Raw genomic sequence first — 16,013 nt, forward strand, 5'->3', positions numbered from 1 at the left:
GCGGCTTACTGCCGGCTCACGCCCATGTCGCCGAGGAACTTGCGCGGATTCTGCACGCGACCGTTCTCCCAGACTTCGAAATGCACGTGGGCGCCGGTCGAGCGGCCGGTCGAGCCGGCCTTGGCGATCTCCTGGCCGACGCGCACCAGATCACCCACCTTCACCACGTTGCGCGAGTTGTGCGCGTAGCGGGTCACGTAGCCGTTACCGTGATCGACCTCGACCACGTTGCCGTAGCCGCCACGCACGCCCGAATAGCTGACGACGCCATTGGCGACGCTCATCACCGGGTCGCCGGTGCGGGCGTCGAAATCGATGCCCTTGTGGAACTGGCCACCGCGGCCGAACGGATCGGCGCGGTAGCCGTAGCTCGACGTCATGTAACTGCTGGCGACCGGCGAGCGCGACGGCATCGCGTTCTGCTCCAGCGTGCGATCGAACAGCAGCGCCTCGAGGACCGACAGCTGCTGCCCCGAGCGAGCCAGATCGCCCTCCAGCGCCAGCATGCCGTCGGTCAGCTTGCGCGCCGGCATGTCGGTGGCCGCCTCGGCACCACCGAGGCCGACCGGCCGGTCGAAATCGAATTCGCCGCCTTCCATGCCGGCGCCGCGGGCGAGGCGATCGCCGAGGGCGTTGAGCCGGTTGGCCTGGGCCTGCAGCTCGCCCATGCGGGCGGCCAGTGCGTTGACCTCACGCTGGGCCTCGCGCCGGGTCTGCTCGAGGCTGGTCTCGTGCGCGGCGGCGACGGCGTTGAGACGGGTCATCTCGGCGGCGTTCATCGCACCGGCGCCGAGCATGCCGGCTGCGGCGATGACGATGGCCATCGAGACCGGCTTCTGTGCGGCGAGGCCGCGGGCGCTGCGGGCCAGCTGGATCGCACGGCCACGCATATCATGCAACACGCTGTGTAGAGTCATGAGTCCAAATGTCTGATTTCAGGTCCAAACCCAAGCCGTCCCGCATCGGTGCGCCAACGGCGGCACTCGATGCCTTGCTGGAAGGCACGTCGGCCGATCCGATCCGTCGGGCCATCTGGCTCGACGCACTGGACCGCCGTCTGGTTCCCCTGCTGCCTCCGGCGCTGGCCCCGCATGCACGGTTGGCGAACGTCGATCGCGGCAGGTTGGTCTTCCTCGTCGATTCGCCCATCTGGCACGCCAGGCTGCGCCTGTCGGCCGATGTGCTGCTCGACGCCGCCCGGTCCATCGGGCTGGATGTCAGTGACATCGTGGTCAGGACGTCGACGACGCCGTTGCGCCCCACTGCAACCGCCGCATCCCCCTCCGCCGGTCACACCCCGAGCCCGGCCGCCCGCGATGCCTTGCGTGCGGTGGTGGCCTCGTTGCGGGCCCCGGAGCCGGAAACCGGTGCGGACGACACGTCGCAATCCTGATCCTGGCGGCTATTCGTAAACGTCAAAGCGTCGTGAAGAGCCGCGAGGAGGGGGCATCCTACCGGCCAAACCGGTGGCGGAAGTTAACCCGGAATTAAAATTCCAGAAGGAATAAGTAAAGCTTTCGTTAGCGGAAGGCTCTGGCCTGAACCCTCGACGCGTTCCGGGACGCGCGTTCAGTACGGGTTGGGCGCCTGGACAGTGGGCGCCGCCTCGAGCCGAGAGGGGAAGACCGAGGCCGGCTGCCCGGACGCGGACCACGCCGTGTCGGAGGTGAGGGCCACCCCGCAATACCGCGCAACGAGCGCTGCGGCCCGCCGGCTCAGGCGGTGACCGGCGCCCCGTAGACCACGGGCGATGCCGCCGGTGCGTCGAAGGTCACTTCTTCCCACGCGTCGCGTTCGGCGAGCAGGGCGCGCACCAGCTGGTTGTTCAGGGCGTGGCCCGACTTGTAGCCCTTGAACAGACCCAGGATGGGATGACCGGCCAGATACAGATCGCCGACCGCGTCGAGGATCTTGTGGCGCACGAATTCGTTGGCGTAGCGCAAACCGTCGTCGTTGAGCACGCGGAATTCGTCGAGCACGATCGCGTTGTCCATCGAGCCGCCGAGGCCGAGGTTGCGCTCGCGCATGTATTCGAGATCGCGCATGAAACCGAACGTCCGCGCGCGGCTGACCTCGCGGATGTAGGCCTCGGTCGAGAACTCGACTTCGGCCCGCGACTGCGCGAGCGGGATCGCCGGATGGTCGAAGGCGATCGTGAAGTCGAGCTTGAACCCGTCGAAGGGCTCGAAGCGGGCGATCTTGTCGCCGTCACGCACTTCCACCGGTCGCAGGATACGGATGAATTTCTTGGCCGCGTCCTGCTCGACGATCCCGGCGGACTGCAGCAGGAACACGAACGGGCCCGAGGAGCCGTCCATGATCGGCACTTCCGGCGCCGACAGGTCGACGTACAGATTGTCGACGCCCAGGCCCGCGAGTGCGGACATCAGATGCTCGACCGTCTGCACCTTGGCGGTGCCGCAGCTCAGGCCGGTGCACAGCGTGGTTTCGGTGACGAGGCTGCCGTCGGCGGGAATCTCGACGACGGGCTCGAGATCGACGCGGCGGAACACGATGCCGGTGTCCGGGGCGGCCGGGCGCAGGGTCAGGAACACTTTCTCGCCACTGTGCAGGCCGACGCCTGTCGCGCGGATCACGTTCTGGATGGTGCGTTGCCGGGGCATCGGGCGGGCGGAGTCCGGAAAGAAAAGAAGGGACGACGTGATGGAAAGGAGTCTCGCACACACGCACGCGTCATCAGGTCGTCATCAACGCGCGGGGCAGATTATCACGGGACCGGCTGAACCTGAACGAAAGCCAGGGCGTCCGGTGGCCGACATCGCAGGCGCTCGCGCCGACGACGACGCCCGTCGAAACAGCCCCCCGGGCCGGGCGGCCCGGGGAACCAAAGCAGCAGCGCGCGGACGACGCGCCACCGGTGTCGCGAGGACGCACGTGGCGGGCTTCACCCCGCCCGACGGCGCAGCGGGTTCCGGCTGCAGCGCGCGGATGCGCGCCACATGCCGGCCCCCGCCCGGTCGACGGAAGCCGGGCAGGCGTCCCCGTCGGCCGGTCGCGCCGTCATGGCAGACATCAGTCCGCCTGACGACGCAGGAACGCGGGGATGTCGAGGTAGCTGTCGGTGCCGAAGTCGGCGGTCTTCGGCGCTTCGGCCGCATCGCCGCGTGCCGCCGGCGTCGCCTTGCCCTGGGACTGGCCGCGCAGCGTCGAGGCGATGCTGTGGCCCGGGCTGTACGGCGCCACGGCATCGGACTCGTCGTCGATCAGCATGCCGGTGGTGCCGTCGCGGACGCCACGCTGGTTGTTGCTGATCAGCTGCACCTGCGGCTTGCCGCGGGTGGCGCCCTCGCCGGCATAGCCGGTCGCGCGCGCCGGTGCGCGGTTGAGGCCGGTGGCGACCACGGTCACGCGGACTTCGTCCTGCATGTCGGGATCGAGCACGGTACCGATGACGATGGTCGCGTCTTCGCTGGCGAAGTTCTCGACGGTGCGGCCGACCTCGTCGAACTCGGCCATCGTGAAGTCCGCGCCCGCGGTGATGTTGACGAGGATGCCGTTGGCGCCCGCGAGGTTGACGTCGTCGAGCAGCGGGTTCTGGATCGCGGACTCGGCGGCGGCCTGCGCGCGATCGTCGCCGCGTGCCGAACCGGTGCCCATCATCGCCAGGCCCATCTCGGACATCACGGTGCGCACGTCGGCGAAGTCGACGTTGATCAGGCCCGGACGGACGATCAGATCGGCGATGCCCTGCACGGCGCCCAGCAGCACATCATTGGCGGCGCGGAAGGCCTGGATCATCGTGGCGTTGCGGCCGAGGACGGTGATCAGCTTCTCGTTGGGGATGGTGATCAGCGAGTCGCAATGCGCCGACATCTCTTCAATGCCCTTGAGCGCGACCTGCATGCGGCGACGGCCTTCGAACGGGAACGGCTTGGTGACCACGGCGACGGTCAGGATGCCCATCTCCTTGGCCAGCTGCGCGACGACCGGCGCGGCGCCGGTGCCGGTGCCGCCGCCCATGCCGGCGGTGATGAAGACCATGTCCGCGCCCTGCAGCGCGTCCATGATGATCTCGCGATCTTCCAGCGCGGCCTGACGACCGACCTCCGGGTTGGCGCCTGCGCCCAGACCCTTGGTGACGCTGCTGCCGAGCTGCAGCTGCAGCTTGGCGCCGCAGTTCTTGATCGCCTGCGCATCGGTGTTCGCGGTGATGAACTCCACGCCGTCGACGCTGTTGTTGACCATGTGCGCGACCGCGTTGCCGCCGCCGCCGCCCACGCCGATGACCTTGATCACCGCGTTGGGTGCCATCTTTTCCACGAGTTCGAAATGTGCCATGTCCGTCGTCCTCTCTTGTTGGTGACCGGCCTCTGCGGGCCGGGTGTTGTTATGGGTGTCCTGGTGTCACATGTGCCGCCGTGTCGTCGTCGCCCTGCCCTGCCCGCTTTGTGTCTTCGCTGCGTGACCGCTGTCAGAACTCGCCGTTGAACCAGGTCTTGACCTTGCGCAGCAGCCCGCCGGCACGTCCGGTGGAGATCACCGGCCTGCGCGGATGTTCGATCTGGCTGCCCATCAGCAGCAGGCCCACGCCGCTGGCGTGCACCGGATTGCCGACCACTTCGCCCAGGCCGGTGACGTGCTGCGGAATGCCCACGCGCACCGGCATCTGCAGCATTTCCTCGGCGAGTTCGACGACGCCTTCCATCTTCGAAGCGCCACCGGTCAGCACCATGCCGGCGCGGACGTGCTGCTCGAAGCCCGAGCGGCGCAGTTCGGCCTGCACCATCTCGAAGATCTCCTCGTAGCGCGCCTGCACCGCCTGCGCCAGCGACTGGCGCGGCAGGCGACGCGGCGGACGGTCACCGACGCTCGGCACCTGGATCGATTCCTCGCTGGTCGCCAGCTGCGCCAGCGCGCAGGCGTAGCGGACCTTGATCTGCTCGGCTTCCGGCGTCGGCGTGCGCAGCATGTGCGCGATGTCCTCGGTGACCTTGTCGCCAGCGATCGGCAGCGAGGCCGTGTGGCAGATCGCGCCCTGCACGAACACCGCCAGATCCGTCGTGCCGGCGCCCATGTCGACCAGCACCACGCCGAGCTCGCGCTCGTCCGAGGTCAGCACCGCGGTGCTCGACGCCAACGACGACAGGATCAGATCGTCGATCGACAGGCCGCAGCGCTGCACGCACTTGCTGATGTTGGCGGCGGCCGACTGCGAATCGTCGAGCACGTACTCGCGCGGGATCGCATGCAGGATCTTCTGGTCGGCCGGGATCGCCACCGCCTTGGCCGCGTCGAGCACGCGGTCGAGATCGGCCCAGGTCACCTCGTTGTCGCGGATCGGCACGATGCCCGGCGAGTTGCGGCACTGCACGTGGTTGCCGGAGATCGACGCGTAGACCGAGCGGATCTCGCAGCCGGCCATCAGCTCGGCCTCTTCGACCGCGCGCTGGATCGACTGCACCGTCGATTCGATGTCGACGACCACGCCGCGCTTGAGGCCGCGCGATTCGTGGCTGCCGATGCCGATGACTTCGATCGGATTGCCCGGCGAGTACTCGCCGACCAGCGCCACCACTTTGGAGGTGCCGATGTCGAGTCCGACGATGAGTGTCTTGTCGCCCTTGCGGTTCATGTCGTCAGGCCGGGTTGGAAATTGGGGGAGGTGGTGCGTGCCGCGATCGCCTGCGGCGCCGGGGTACCCGTTGCGGCGCCGGTGGCCGCGTCGGCCTCGTCAGCCGGCACGTCGCCCCAGCGCAGCGCGAAGCCGTTGGTGTAGCGCAGGTCCGCGCGCTCCAGCGGCTGCGGCCGGTTATCGAGCAGGCGGGGCAGCACCCGGGCGAAGCGCGCGAGCCGCAGCCGCGCCTCCTGGCTGCCGACGACGACGTCGATGCCGTTCGACAGACCCAGCGTCCAGCTGCCACGCTCGTCGAGCGTCACGCTGGCGACCTCGAAGCCAGTGGGACGGAACAGCTCGCGCGATTCGTTGTAGAGCGCGACCACGTCCTGCACCCGGGTCTCGGGGCCGAACAGGCGCGGCATCCGCGCCGGTACGTCGATGCCGTCGGTCGAGAACAGCCGGCCCTTGTCCGACAGCAGACGATCGTCGCCCCAGCGGGCGAACGGGCGATGCTCGTCGATGCGCACTTCCAGCACGTCGGGCCAGCGCTTGCGCACGTCGGCCGCGGCGACCCACGGCAACCGCGCGACGTCGCGCTGGGCATCGGCGAGGCGCACGGCGAAGAACCCCTTCTGCGCATGCGGCAGCACGGTCTCGCGCAGGCGCGCGGTGTCGACCTGCTCCAGGCCGTCGTTGACACGCAGCACGCGCAGCGGCCAGCGCTCGGCGCCGATCCAGCCGTTGACCACGGCCACGACCGGCAGCGCCACCAGCGCGATCGCCAGCAGCCAGGTCATGACGCGGAGCAGCGTGCCGAACGCCTGGTTCATGCCGCGGGCACCTCCGCAGGCAGGGTCGATTCGAGCACGCGCCAGCACAGGTCGGCGTAGCCGATGCCGATCTTCGCCGCAGCCTTGGGCACCAGCGAATGGCTCGTCATGCCGGGCGCGGTGTTGACCTCGAGCAGCAGCAGCGCGCCGGTGCGGCGATCGCGCATCACGTCGACCCGGCCCCAGCCACTGCAACCGGCCGACACGAAGGCATCGACGGCCAGCGCGCCGATGCGCGCCTCGTCCTCGCCGTCCAGGCCCGGACACAGATACTGGGTGTCGTCGGACACGTACTTGGCGTCGTAGTCGTACCACGCGCCCTTGGGCACGATGCGGATCGACGGCAGCGCCTTCGGTCCGGTCGCATCGACGATCACCGCGACGGTCAGCTCGTCGCCCTCGACCATCTGCTCCATCAGCAGTTCGCCGGGGTAGCGCGACGCGAGCTCGACCGCAGCCTTGAGATCGGCATCGGCGAACACCCGGCTGATGCCGACGCTGGAGCCTTCCTTGGATGGCTTGACGATGATCGGAAGGCCGATGGCATGCGCCGCCGCGTAGACGTCGTCGCCCGGCTGCAGCCGGCGGTAGCGCGGCGTCGGCAGGTCCAGGCTCATCCACACCTGCTTGGTGCGGATCTTGTCCATCGTCAGCGCCGAGCCGAGCACGCCGGACCCGGTGTAGGGCACGCCGAACGCGTCGAGCAGGCCCTGGACGACACCGTTCTCGCCGTCGCCGCCGTGCAGGATGTTGAACACGCGATCGACCCGCCCGGCGACGATGGCCTGCGCCAGCGCGGGCACGCCGTCGACCGCGTGCGCGTCGACACCGCGCGAGCGCAGCGCCTCGAGCACGCCCGCGCCGGACTGCAGCGACACCTCGCGCTCGGAGCCGGGGCCGCCGAGCAGGACGGCGACGCGGCCGAACACGGCCGGGTCGGTGAAGCGGTTCGGGGCGAGCGTGACGTTCAACGCGATGCTCCTTCGAAGCCGTGCTGGGCCAGTTGCTGCACGGCCGCGCCGATGTCGCCGGCGCCCATCATCAGCAGCAGGTCGCCGTCACGCAGCACGTCGGGCAGCACGCCGGCGAGATCGTCGGCGCCGTTGACGACGACGGGATCGATGCGTCCGCGCGCACGGATGGCGCGCGCCAGCGCCTTCGCATCGGCGCCCGCGATCGGCGATTCGCCGGCGGGATAGACCTCGGTCAGCACCAGCGCGTCGACGTCCGACAGCACGCCGGCGAAATCGTCGAACAGGTCGCGCGTGCGGCTGAAGCGGTGCGGCTGGAAGGCCACCACCAGGCGCCGGTCGGCCCAGCCGCCACGCGCGGCGGCGAACACCGCGGCGAGTTCCTTGGGGTGATGGCCGTAATCGTCGACCAGCTGCACCCGGGCGCCGGACGGCGTGACCAGTTCACCGAGCAGGTTGAACCGGCGACCGATGCCCTCGAACTTGCCGAGTGCGGCGACGATCGCCTCCGGCGCGACGCCGAGCTGCCAGCCCACCGCGGCCGCGGCCAGCGCATTGAGCACGTTGTGGTGGCCGGGCAGCGCCAGCCGCGCCTCGATCCGGATGCTCTCCGGCAGGCACAGGGTGAACTGCATCGCCGCCGCGTCCTGGCGCACGTCCTCGGCGCGCACGTCGGCGTCCGGCGACAGCCCATAGGTCATCACGTGGCGCGGCATGTCGACGACGAGCTTGGCGACTTCCGCATCGTCGATGCACAGCACGGCCAGGCCGTAGAACGGCAGGCGGTGCAGGAATTCGGAGAACGCCGCCTGGACGCGCGCGAAGTCGCCGCCGTAGTTCTCCAGATGGTCGGCGTCGATGTTGGTGACCACGGCGACCCCGCCTTCGCCGTAGCCCGAAAAATAGGTCTGCTGGCGGAAGTCGGGGCGCGCCGGCGCTTCGAGTGCCAGCGCGGCCTGGAAGCTGTGGCCCGGCGCGCACTCGTGCGCGACCAGCGGATTCAGGCGCAGGAAGCTGCCGTCGCTCTCGTCGGCTTCCGCGACCAGCCAGTCGCCGCTGCCGAGGCGCGCGTTGGCGCCCGCGGCCAGCAGCTGTCCGCCGACGACGAAGGTGGGATCCATGCCGCCTTCGGCGAGCACGCTCGCGGTCAGCGAGGTCGTCGTCGTCTTGCCGTGCGTGCCGGCCACCGCGATGCTGCGGCGGAAGCGCATCAGCTCGGCCAGCATCTCGGCGCGGGGCACGATCGGAATGCGCTGCGCGCGCGCTTCCATCAGTTCGGGATTGTCGTGGCGGATCGCGCTCGAGACGACCACGCAGTCGGTATCGAGCACGTTGGCGGCGGCGTGGCCACGGTGCACGGTGGCGCCGAGCCGCGTGAGCCGGCGCGTCACGGCGCTGTCGGCGGTGTCCGAGCCGGACACCTTGTAGCCCAGCGTGCACAGCACCTCGGCGATGCCGCTCATGCCGGTGCCGCCGATGCCGACGAAATGGACGCGCGAGAAGACCTTGGCGAAGTCTTCCTTGGACAGGCCGCGGGTGTCGTGCAGGCGGCGGATCATGGGGTGCTCCGGGAGCCGAACGTGGGCTCGGCGCGCTGACGCAGGCGGCTGGTGCCGCGATACGGTTCGGTGGTGGGTAGCGGTGCGTGCGGCGTCGCCGGCGCGGCCGCGGCGGGCGCCGGCGGCGCGTCGCCGCGCAGGCGCGCGACCTGGCGCTGGGCGCGGTCGAGTTCGTAGGACACGCGCAGCAGCAGACCAATCGCGACGCAGGTCATCATCACGCTGGAACCGCCCGACGACACCAGCGGCAGGGTCAGCCCCTTAGTCGGCAGCAGGCCCAGGTTGACGCCGATCGAGACCAGGCTCTGCAGGCCGATCATCAGCGCCACGCCGAAGGCGCAGTAGCCGGCGAAATGGCGGCGCATCTCGACGCACTTCAGACCGAGCCACAACGCGCGGCCGACGAGCGCGACGAACAGGCCGACCACGAGGCAGACGCCGACGAAGCCGAGCTCTTCGGCGAGCACCGAGAAGATGAAGTCGGTATGCGCCTCCGGCAAATAGGACAGCTTCTGCACCGATGCGCCCAGGCCCACGCCCGAGAACTCGCCGCGGCCGACCGCCATCAGCGCATTGCTGAGCTGGTAGCCGGCGCCGAGCTGGTCTTCCCAGGGGTTCATGAAGGACGTGATGCGGCGCAGTCGGTAGGGCTCGAGGATCGCGATGAACGCGAAGATCGGCAGGCCGATGACGACCGGTGCGGCCATGCGCGGCAGATGCACGCCGCCGAGCACCAGCATGCCGGCGGTGACCGCGAGCAGCAGCGAGGCCGAGCCGAAATCCGGCTGCAGCAGCAGCAGCGCGACCAGCACCACGGCGACGCCGAGCGGCTTGATCATTGCCGGCCAGGTCGCGTTGACCTCGTCGCGGAAGCGCACGAGATAGCTCGCCAGCCAGACGATGTAGATGATCTTCACGGCCTCGACGACCTGGAAGTTCGAGATGCCGAGGTTGATCCAGCGGTGCGCGCCGTTGACCGACCGGCCGAGCCCCGGCACGAACACCAGCAGCAGCAGCGCCGCGCAGGCGACCAGCGCTAGACGGTCGTACTTCTCGATGGTCTTGAGTTCGGTGCGCATCACCGCCAGCGCCAGGCCGAGGCCGAGCGCGAGGAACATCAGGTGACGGGTGAGGAAGTAGTAGCGACCGACGTCCATGTCCTCGCCGATCGCGATCGAGCTCGAGGCGACCATGACGATGCCGAGCGTCGCGATCGCGACGACGATGCCGAGCAGCCACGGATCGAAGCGGCCGTAGATGTCGTCCAGGCGCGTGGCCTGGCGGGCGCCGGCGCTGTCGTAGGCCATGCTGTCGTAAGTCCGGGCCATCAGCGCACCTTCAACGTGGCGAGGCCGATCAGCACCAGGATCACCGAGATGATCCAGAAGCGCACGATCACGCGCGGCTCGGGCCAGCCCTTGAGCTCGAAGTGGTGATGGATCGGCGCCATCCGGAACACGCGCTTGCCGGTCAGCTTGAACGACGCGACCTGGATCATCACCGACAGGGTTTCGATGACGAAGATGCCGCCCATGATCACCAGGATCAGTTCCTGGCGGACGATGACCGCAATCGTGCCGAGCACCGCGCCGAGCGCGAGCGCGCCGATGTCGCCCATGAACACCATCGCCGGATAGGTGTTGAACCACAGGAAGCCGAGCCCGGCCCCGGCGATCGCCGCGCAGATGATCACCAGCTCGCCGGCCCCCGGCACCTGCGGGATCTGCAGATAGGTCGAGAACACCGCATTGCCCGAGGCGTACGCGAACACGCCGAGCGCGCAGGCGACCAGCACCGTCGGCATGATCGCCAGGCCATCGAGGCCGTCCGTCAGGTTGACGGCATTGGAGAAACCGACGATCCAGAAGTAGGCGATCGCGACGAAGGTCACCGACACCAGCGGCAGCGCCACCGCCTTGAACAGCGGGATGTAGAACGTCGTCGCCGCCGGCACGTCGGCGGTGTGGAACAGGAACAAACCGGCGGCCAGGCCGAGGATCGACTGCAGCAGGTATTTCCAGCGCGACTTCAGGCCGTTCGGGTCCCGCTTGACGATCTTGATCCAGTCGTCATACCAGCCGATCGCACCGAACGACAGCATCACCAGCAGCACGACCCAGACGTACTTGTTGCGCAGGTCGCCCCACAGCAGCACCGAGAACAGGATCGTCATCAGGATCAGCGCGCCGCCCATCGTCGGCGTGCCGGCCTTGGAGAAATGCGTCTGCGGACCGTCCTGGCGGATCGGCTGGCCGCCCTTGTACTGCGCCAGGCGGCGGATCACCGCCGGGCCCATCCACAGCGACAGCAGCAGCGCCGTCAGTGCCGCGAGGATGCCGCGGAACGTCAGGTAGCCGAACAGGCCGAAGAAGCTTTCCAGGCCCTGCAGCCAGCGCGTGAGTTCAAGCAGCATCGTGGTGTCCTTGTGGCGGCAGCAACGCGGTGACGACGCGGTCCATCGCGCTGCCGCGCGATCCCTTGACCAGCACGCGCGCGTCGCCGTGCAGGTCGGCCTGCAGCGCCGCGATCAGCGCGGCGTGCGTGTCGAAATGGCGGGCGCCGTCGCCGAAGGCCTCGGCCGCGGCCGCGCTGAGCGCGCCCAGCGCGTACAGCCGCGCGATGCCGGCGGCGCGCGCGTTGCGGCCGGCCTGGGCATGCATCGCCGCGCCATCGGCGCCGAGTTCGCGCATGTCGCCGAGCACCAGCCAGCGATCGCCGCCGGCCGCAGCCAGGGTGTCGATCGCGGCGTGCAACGAACCGGGATTGGCGTTGTAGCTGTCGTCGATCAGCAGCGCGCCGTTGCCGAGGCGGTGGCGCACGAGGCGACCGGCGACCGGCTCGATCGCGGCGAGACCCGCGACGATCGTCGCCAGCGGCACCTCGGCAGCCAGCGCGACGGCGGTCGCAGCCAACGCGTTGCGGACGTTGTGGCGGCCGACCAGCGGCAACAGGACCGCGGCCTCGCCCACCGGCGTGTGCAGCGTGAAGCGGGTGGCGGCGTCGTCCGCTTCGATCGCGGTGGCGCGGACGTCGGCGCTCGCCTCGATGCCGAAGCGCAGCAGCCGGCGGCCGTGGGCGCGCTCGGCGAAGTACGGCGCGAACGTATCGTCGGCATTGATGACGGCGGTGCCGTCGGCCGGCAGCGCGTCGTAGATCGCGGCCTTCGTGTCGGCGATGCCGAGCAGGCTGCCCATGCGCTCCATGTGCGCCGGCGCGATGTTGTTGACCAGGGCGATGCGCGGCCGCGCGATGGCGGTCAGGTAGGCGATGTCGCCCGGCTTGCCGGCGCCCATCTCGTAGACCGCGAAACGCGCGTCGTCCGGCGCAGCCAGCACCGACAGCGGCAGGCCGATCTCGTTGTTGAAGTTGCCCGGATTGACGTAGGTCGCCGCGGCGCGCGCCAGGATCGTCGCGACCAGCTGCTTGACGCTGGTCTTGCCGTTGCTGCCGGTGATGCCGATCACGGTCGCGTCGCGCTCGCGCTGGACCGCGCCGGCCAGCGCACCCAGCGCCTGTTCCGGATCGGCGACGACCAGCTGCGGGATCGCGACGCCGACCGCGCGTGCGACCAGCGCGGCGCGGGCGCCCTGCTCGGCGGCGCGGGCGACGTGGTCGTGCCCGTCGAAGTTCGCGCCCTTGAGCGCGAGGAACAGCAGCGCGCGGCCGTCGCCGGGCACCAGGGTGCGGGTATCGGTGGCGACCGCATCGATGCGCACGTCGTCATCGGCGCCGTGCAGGCGGCCGTGCGTGTACTGCGCGATGCGCGCGAGCGACAGCGGCATCATCGTCCCGCCTCCAGAACGGCCTGCGCGACGAGGCGGTCGTCGAAGGGATGCTGGACGCCGTCGATTTCCTGGTAGGGCTCGTGGCCCTTGCCGGCGATCAGCACGATGTCGCCCGGCTGCGCCTCGGCGATGGCGCACTCGATCGCGCGACGACGGTCGCGCTCGACGATCACCGCGTCGGGCGCGGCGAAGCCGGTGAGGATCTCGGCGACGATCGCGTCGCCGTCCTCCCCGCGCGGATTGTCGTCGGTGACGATGACGCGATCGGCGTGTGCCTCGGCGATCGCCGCCATTTCCGGACGCTTGCCGCGATCGCGCTCGCCGCCGCAGCCGAACACGCAGACCAGCTGGCCGCGCAGGTGGCCACGCAGCGACTGCAGCGCCTGCTGCAGCGGATCGGGCTTGTGCGAATAGTCGACGACGACCAGCGGCTGCGCGTCGCCGCCGCCGAGCCGGTTCATGCGACCGGGAATCGGCTGCAGCGCGGCCAGCACGCCCGCGATCGCATCGGTGTCGTGGCCCAGCGCCTGCAGCACGCCGGCGACGGCCAGCAAGTTGTCGACGTTGAAGCGACCGAGCAGCGACGAGCGCAGCACGCGCGTGTCGGCGCCGATCCGCAGCGTGAACGACAGGCCGTCGGCGTCCAGGGCGATGTCGTGCGCGGCGATGTCGGCCCCGGCGCTGCCGGCCGCGCTGAGCGTGATCGCGCGCACGCCGGGCGCGAGCTGCGCCTGCAGCGCGGCACCGAAGGCGTCGTCGATGTTGAGCACGGCCGCGCGCAGGCCGTCACGGACGAAGAGCTTCGCCTTCGTCGCGCCGTAGGCGGCCATGTCGCCGTGATAGTCGAGGTGGTCGCGGGTGAGGTTGCTGAACACCGCGATGTCGTAATGCACCGCGTCGACGCGGCCCTGGTCGAGCGCGTGCGAACTGACTTCCATCGCGACCGCGGTCGCGCCGGCATCGCGCAGCTCGGCGAGCAGCGCGTGCGTCTGCAGCAGCAGCGGCGTGGTGAAGCCGGTCGGCACGATGGCGCCATGCAGGCCGGCGCCGAGCGTGCCGATGGTGCCGGTGCGCAGGCCGGTCGCCTCGAACGCCTGTGCGAGCAGCTGCACGGTCGACGTCTTGCCGCTGGTCCCGGTGACGCCGACCATCGTCATCGCCCGCGACGGCTGGCCGTGGAACCGATCCGCCATCGCGGGCAGGCGCGCGGACAGGCCCGGCACCGCGATCGCATCGGCGGGAGGCGCAGGTAAGTCGCCCCCCACCGGCGGCTCGAACAGGATCGCCGCGACACCGGCGGCCTTGGCCTGCGCGGCGTAATGCAGGCCGTGCGTGTCCTCGCCGGCGATCGCGACGAACACATCGCCGGCGCGCAGCGCGCGGCTGTCCTGCACCAGGCCGGTGATCGCCAGCCCGTCGGGCACGCCGGCGACATCGGGCAACAACGTGGACAGCAGCACCGGACGGCTCATCGCAGGGCTCCCGGCGTACCGACGGCCGCAGCCGCCGCGGGTGGCGCGGCGGGACGCGGGTTCGCACGCGCCTGCTTCGCTTCGGCGGCGGCCTGGGCGGCGAGCCAGGTTTCGATGTCGTCGGGCGGTACGTCCATCAGACGCAGCGCGCCGTCCATGACCCGCTGGAACACCGGGGCCGACACGATGCCGCCGCCGTAGGTCGAGCCGCCGCGCGAGGTGTCGGGATCGTCGATGACGACGGCCATCGAGAAGCGCGGATTCTCCACCGGCACCACGCCGGCGAAGAAGGCGACGTAGCGGCGCGCGTAGCCGCCGCCGGTCGCCTTGCGGGCGGTGCCGGTCTTGCCGGCGACGTGGTAGCCGAGGATCGCGGCGCGGGTCGCGGTCCCGCCGGGCTCGGTCACGGTCTGCATCATGTGCATGACCTCGTTGGCGATTCCCGGGTCGAGGACCTGCACCGATTCGCCCGCCTGGCCCTTGACGAAGGTCGGCGCGTTCGCGCGGCCGCCGTTGCCGAGCGTCGCGTAGGCATGCGCGATCTGCAGCGGCGTCGCCGACAGGCCGTAGCCATAGGACATCGTCTGCTTCGTCGTGCCGCTCCAGCGCGCGGGCTCGGGAAAGATGCCCGAGGCTTCGCCCGGGAAGCCGCTGCGCGTGCTCGCGCCGTAGCCCATCTTGCGCAGGAAGTCGTAGAACTGCTGGTTCGACAGCTTGTGCACGATCATCGCCGAACCGACGTTCGAGCTCTTGGTCAGGATGCCGGTGGTGTCGAGCACCCCGTAGTTGCGGAAATCGCTGGTGCGGTAGCGGCCGTTGGCGATCGAACCGGGGCTGGTGTTGAACTGGGTGGTCGGCGTGATCACGCCTGCTTCGAGGCCGGCGGCGACGGTCAACGGCTTCATCGTCGAACCGGGCTCGATGAGATCGGTGACGGCGCGGTTGCGCTGCGCGTCGCGGTTCTCGCCGGTCACGCGGTTGTTGTTGTACGAGGGCAGGTTCGCCATCGCGAGGACTTCGCCGGTCGCGACGTCGAGGATCACGATCGAACCGGCGCTCGCGCCGGTTTCCTCGAGCGTGCGGCGCAGTTCGCGATAGGCCAGGAACTGGATGCGGCGATCGATGCTCAGCACCAGGTCCTTGCCCGGCTCGGCGGCGCGCACCAGGCTCACGTGCTCGACGATGCGACCGTGGCGGTCGCGGATCACGTTCTGCGCGCCCGGCTTGCCGGCCAGCCAGTGGTCGAACGCCAGCTCCACGCCTTCCTGGCCGCGGTCGTCGATGTTGGTGAAGCCGAGCACGTGCGCGATCGCCTCGCCCTGCGGGTAGAAGCGGCGGTACTCGCGCTGCGAGAACACGCCCGGCACGCCGAGATCGAGGACCCGCTTGGCCACCGACGGACTGATCCGGCGATGCCGCGGGATGTACATGAATTCCTTGTCGGCGCGCTGCGACACCGCGCGCGACAGTTCGTCGAGCGGCAGGCCGGTCGCGGCCGCGAGCTCGGGCAGGCGATCGGGATGCTTGCTCAGTTCCTGCGGATTGGCCCACAGCGACTCGACCGGAGACGAGATGGCCAGCGGCTCGCCGTTGCGGTCGGTGATCATGCCGCGCGATGCGGGAATCGGCACTTCGCGGCGGAAGCGCGCGTCGGCCTTCTGCTGGTAGAACGCGTTGTCGATCAGCTGCAGATCGACCGCGCGTCCGACCAGGGCCACCGCGCCGAGACCCAGCGCACCGCCGACCAGCATCAGGCGCATGCGCAGGTCGAACTGCGCGCGCTTGCGCGGCTTCTTGGCGTGTCCGTCGCGGGCGCGG

13 protein-coding genes are annotated in these 16,013 nt (G+C 69.9%); 1 reads left to right on the forward strand and 12 read right to left on the reverse strand.

The genetic code is table 11. The features are described 5' to 3' along the window. Positions 1-5 precede the first annotated feature (5 nt). Positions 6-890: a M23 family metallopeptidase gene (locus tag CJ022_RS08340; RefSeq protein WP_425490867.1), complete on the reverse strand. Its 885-nt coding sequence runs from the start codon at positions 888-890 to the stop codon at positions 6-8. Between the two features lie 35 nt (positions 891-925). Here CJ022_RS08340 and CJ022_RS08345 point away from each other — a divergent pair, with 35 nt between their 5' ends. Beyond that, positions 926-1,393, forward strand: a complete 468-nt coding sequence (locus CJ022_RS08345; RefSeq protein WP_101926204.1) for a DUF721 domain-containing protein — start codon at positions 926-928, stop codon at positions 1,391-1,393. A gap of 322 nt (positions 1,394-1,715) precedes the next feature. Here the strand turns inward: CJ022_RS08345 and lpxC are convergent, their stop codons facing one another. The 11 genes from lpxC to CJ022_RS08400 form a co-directional block, all read right to left on the reverse strand. Beyond that, entirely contained in the window at positions 1,716-2,624 is a 909-nt protein-coding gene (gene lpxC, locus CJ022_RS08350; protein WP_101926205.1) for a UDP-3-O-acyl-N-acetylglucosamine deacetylase, read from the reverse strand. Between the two features lie 409 nt (positions 2,625-3,033). After that, positions 3,034-4,299, reverse strand: coding sequence for a cell division protein FtsZ (gene ftsZ, locus CJ022_RS08355; RefSeq protein ID WP_101926206.1), 1,266 nt, complete (start codon positions 4,297-4,299; stop codon positions 3,034-3,036). A 133-nt stretch (positions 4,300-4,432) separates the two neighbouring features. After that, on the reverse strand, positions 4,433-5,593 hold the full coding sequence (gene ftsA / locus CJ022_RS08360) for a cell division protein FtsA (RefSeq protein WP_101926207.1): 1,161 nt from the start codon (positions 5,591-5,593) through the stop codon (positions 4,433-4,435). Beyond that, complete coding sequence (locus CJ022_RS08365; RefSeq protein WP_101926208.1) at positions 5,590-6,408, reverse strand: cell division protein FtsQ/DivIB; 819 nt, start codon at positions 6,406-6,408, stop codon at positions 5,590-5,592. The genes ftsA and CJ022_RS08365 overlap by 4 nt, the downstream gene beginning before the upstream one ends. Next, entirely contained in the window at positions 6,405-7,379 is a 975-nt protein-coding gene (locus CJ022_RS08370) for a D-alanine--D-alanine ligase (protein WP_101926209.1), read from the reverse strand. The genes CJ022_RS08365 and CJ022_RS08370 overlap by 4 nt, the downstream gene beginning before the upstream one ends. After that, entirely contained in the window at positions 7,376-8,938 is a 1,563-nt protein-coding gene (locus tag CJ022_RS08375; RefSeq protein WP_101926210.1) for a UDP-N-acetylmuramate--L-alanine ligase, read from the reverse strand. The genes CJ022_RS08370 and CJ022_RS08375 overlap by 4 nt, the downstream gene beginning before the upstream one ends. Next, positions 8,935-10,266: a putative lipid II flippase FtsW gene (ftsW, locus tag CJ022_RS08380; RefSeq protein WP_101926211.1), complete on the reverse strand. Its 1,332-nt coding sequence runs from the start codon at positions 10,264-10,266 to the stop codon at positions 8,935-8,937. The genes CJ022_RS08375 and ftsW overlap by 4 nt, the downstream gene beginning before the upstream one ends. Beyond that, complete coding sequence (mraY, locus tag CJ022_RS08385) at positions 10,266-11,351, reverse strand: phospho-N-acetylmuramoyl-pentapeptide-transferase (RefSeq protein ID WP_101926212.1); 1,086 nt, start codon at positions 11,349-11,351, stop codon at positions 10,266-10,268. The genes ftsW and mraY overlap by 1 nt, the downstream gene beginning before the upstream one ends. Next, the gene (locus CJ022_RS08390; RefSeq protein ID WP_101926213.1) at positions 11,341-12,723 is read right to left on the reverse strand and encodes a UDP-N-acetylmuramoyl-tripeptide--D-alanyl-D-alanine ligase; all 1,383 of its coding nucleotides are present in this window, start codon (positions 12,721-12,723) and stop codon (positions 11,341-11,343) included. The genes mraY and CJ022_RS08390 overlap by 11 nt, the downstream gene beginning before the upstream one ends. After that, positions 12,720-14,195 (reverse strand): UDP-N-acetylmuramoyl-L-alanyl-D-glutamate--2,6-diaminopimelate ligase, encoded by a 1,476-nt coding sequence (locus tag CJ022_RS08395; protein WP_101926214.1) that lies wholly within the window; start codon positions 14,193-14,195, stop codon positions 12,720-12,722. Before CJ022_RS08395 ends, CJ022_RS08390 begins: the two co-directional genes overlap by 4 nt. Beyond that, complete coding sequence (locus tag CJ022_RS08400; protein WP_101926232.1) at positions 14,192-15,955, reverse strand: penicillin-binding transpeptidase domain-containing protein; 1,764 nt, start codon at positions 15,953-15,955, stop codon at positions 14,192-14,194. Before CJ022_RS08400 ends, CJ022_RS08395 begins: the two co-directional genes overlap by 4 nt. Between the last annotated feature and the right edge of the window lie 58 nt (positions 15,956-16,013).

This window comes from Luteimonas rhizosphaerae (genome assembly GCF_002849595.1).
Taxonomy (GTDB): Bacteria; Pseudomonadota; Gammaproteobacteria; order Xanthomonadales; family Xanthomonadaceae; genus Luteimonas; species Luteimonas cellulosilyticus.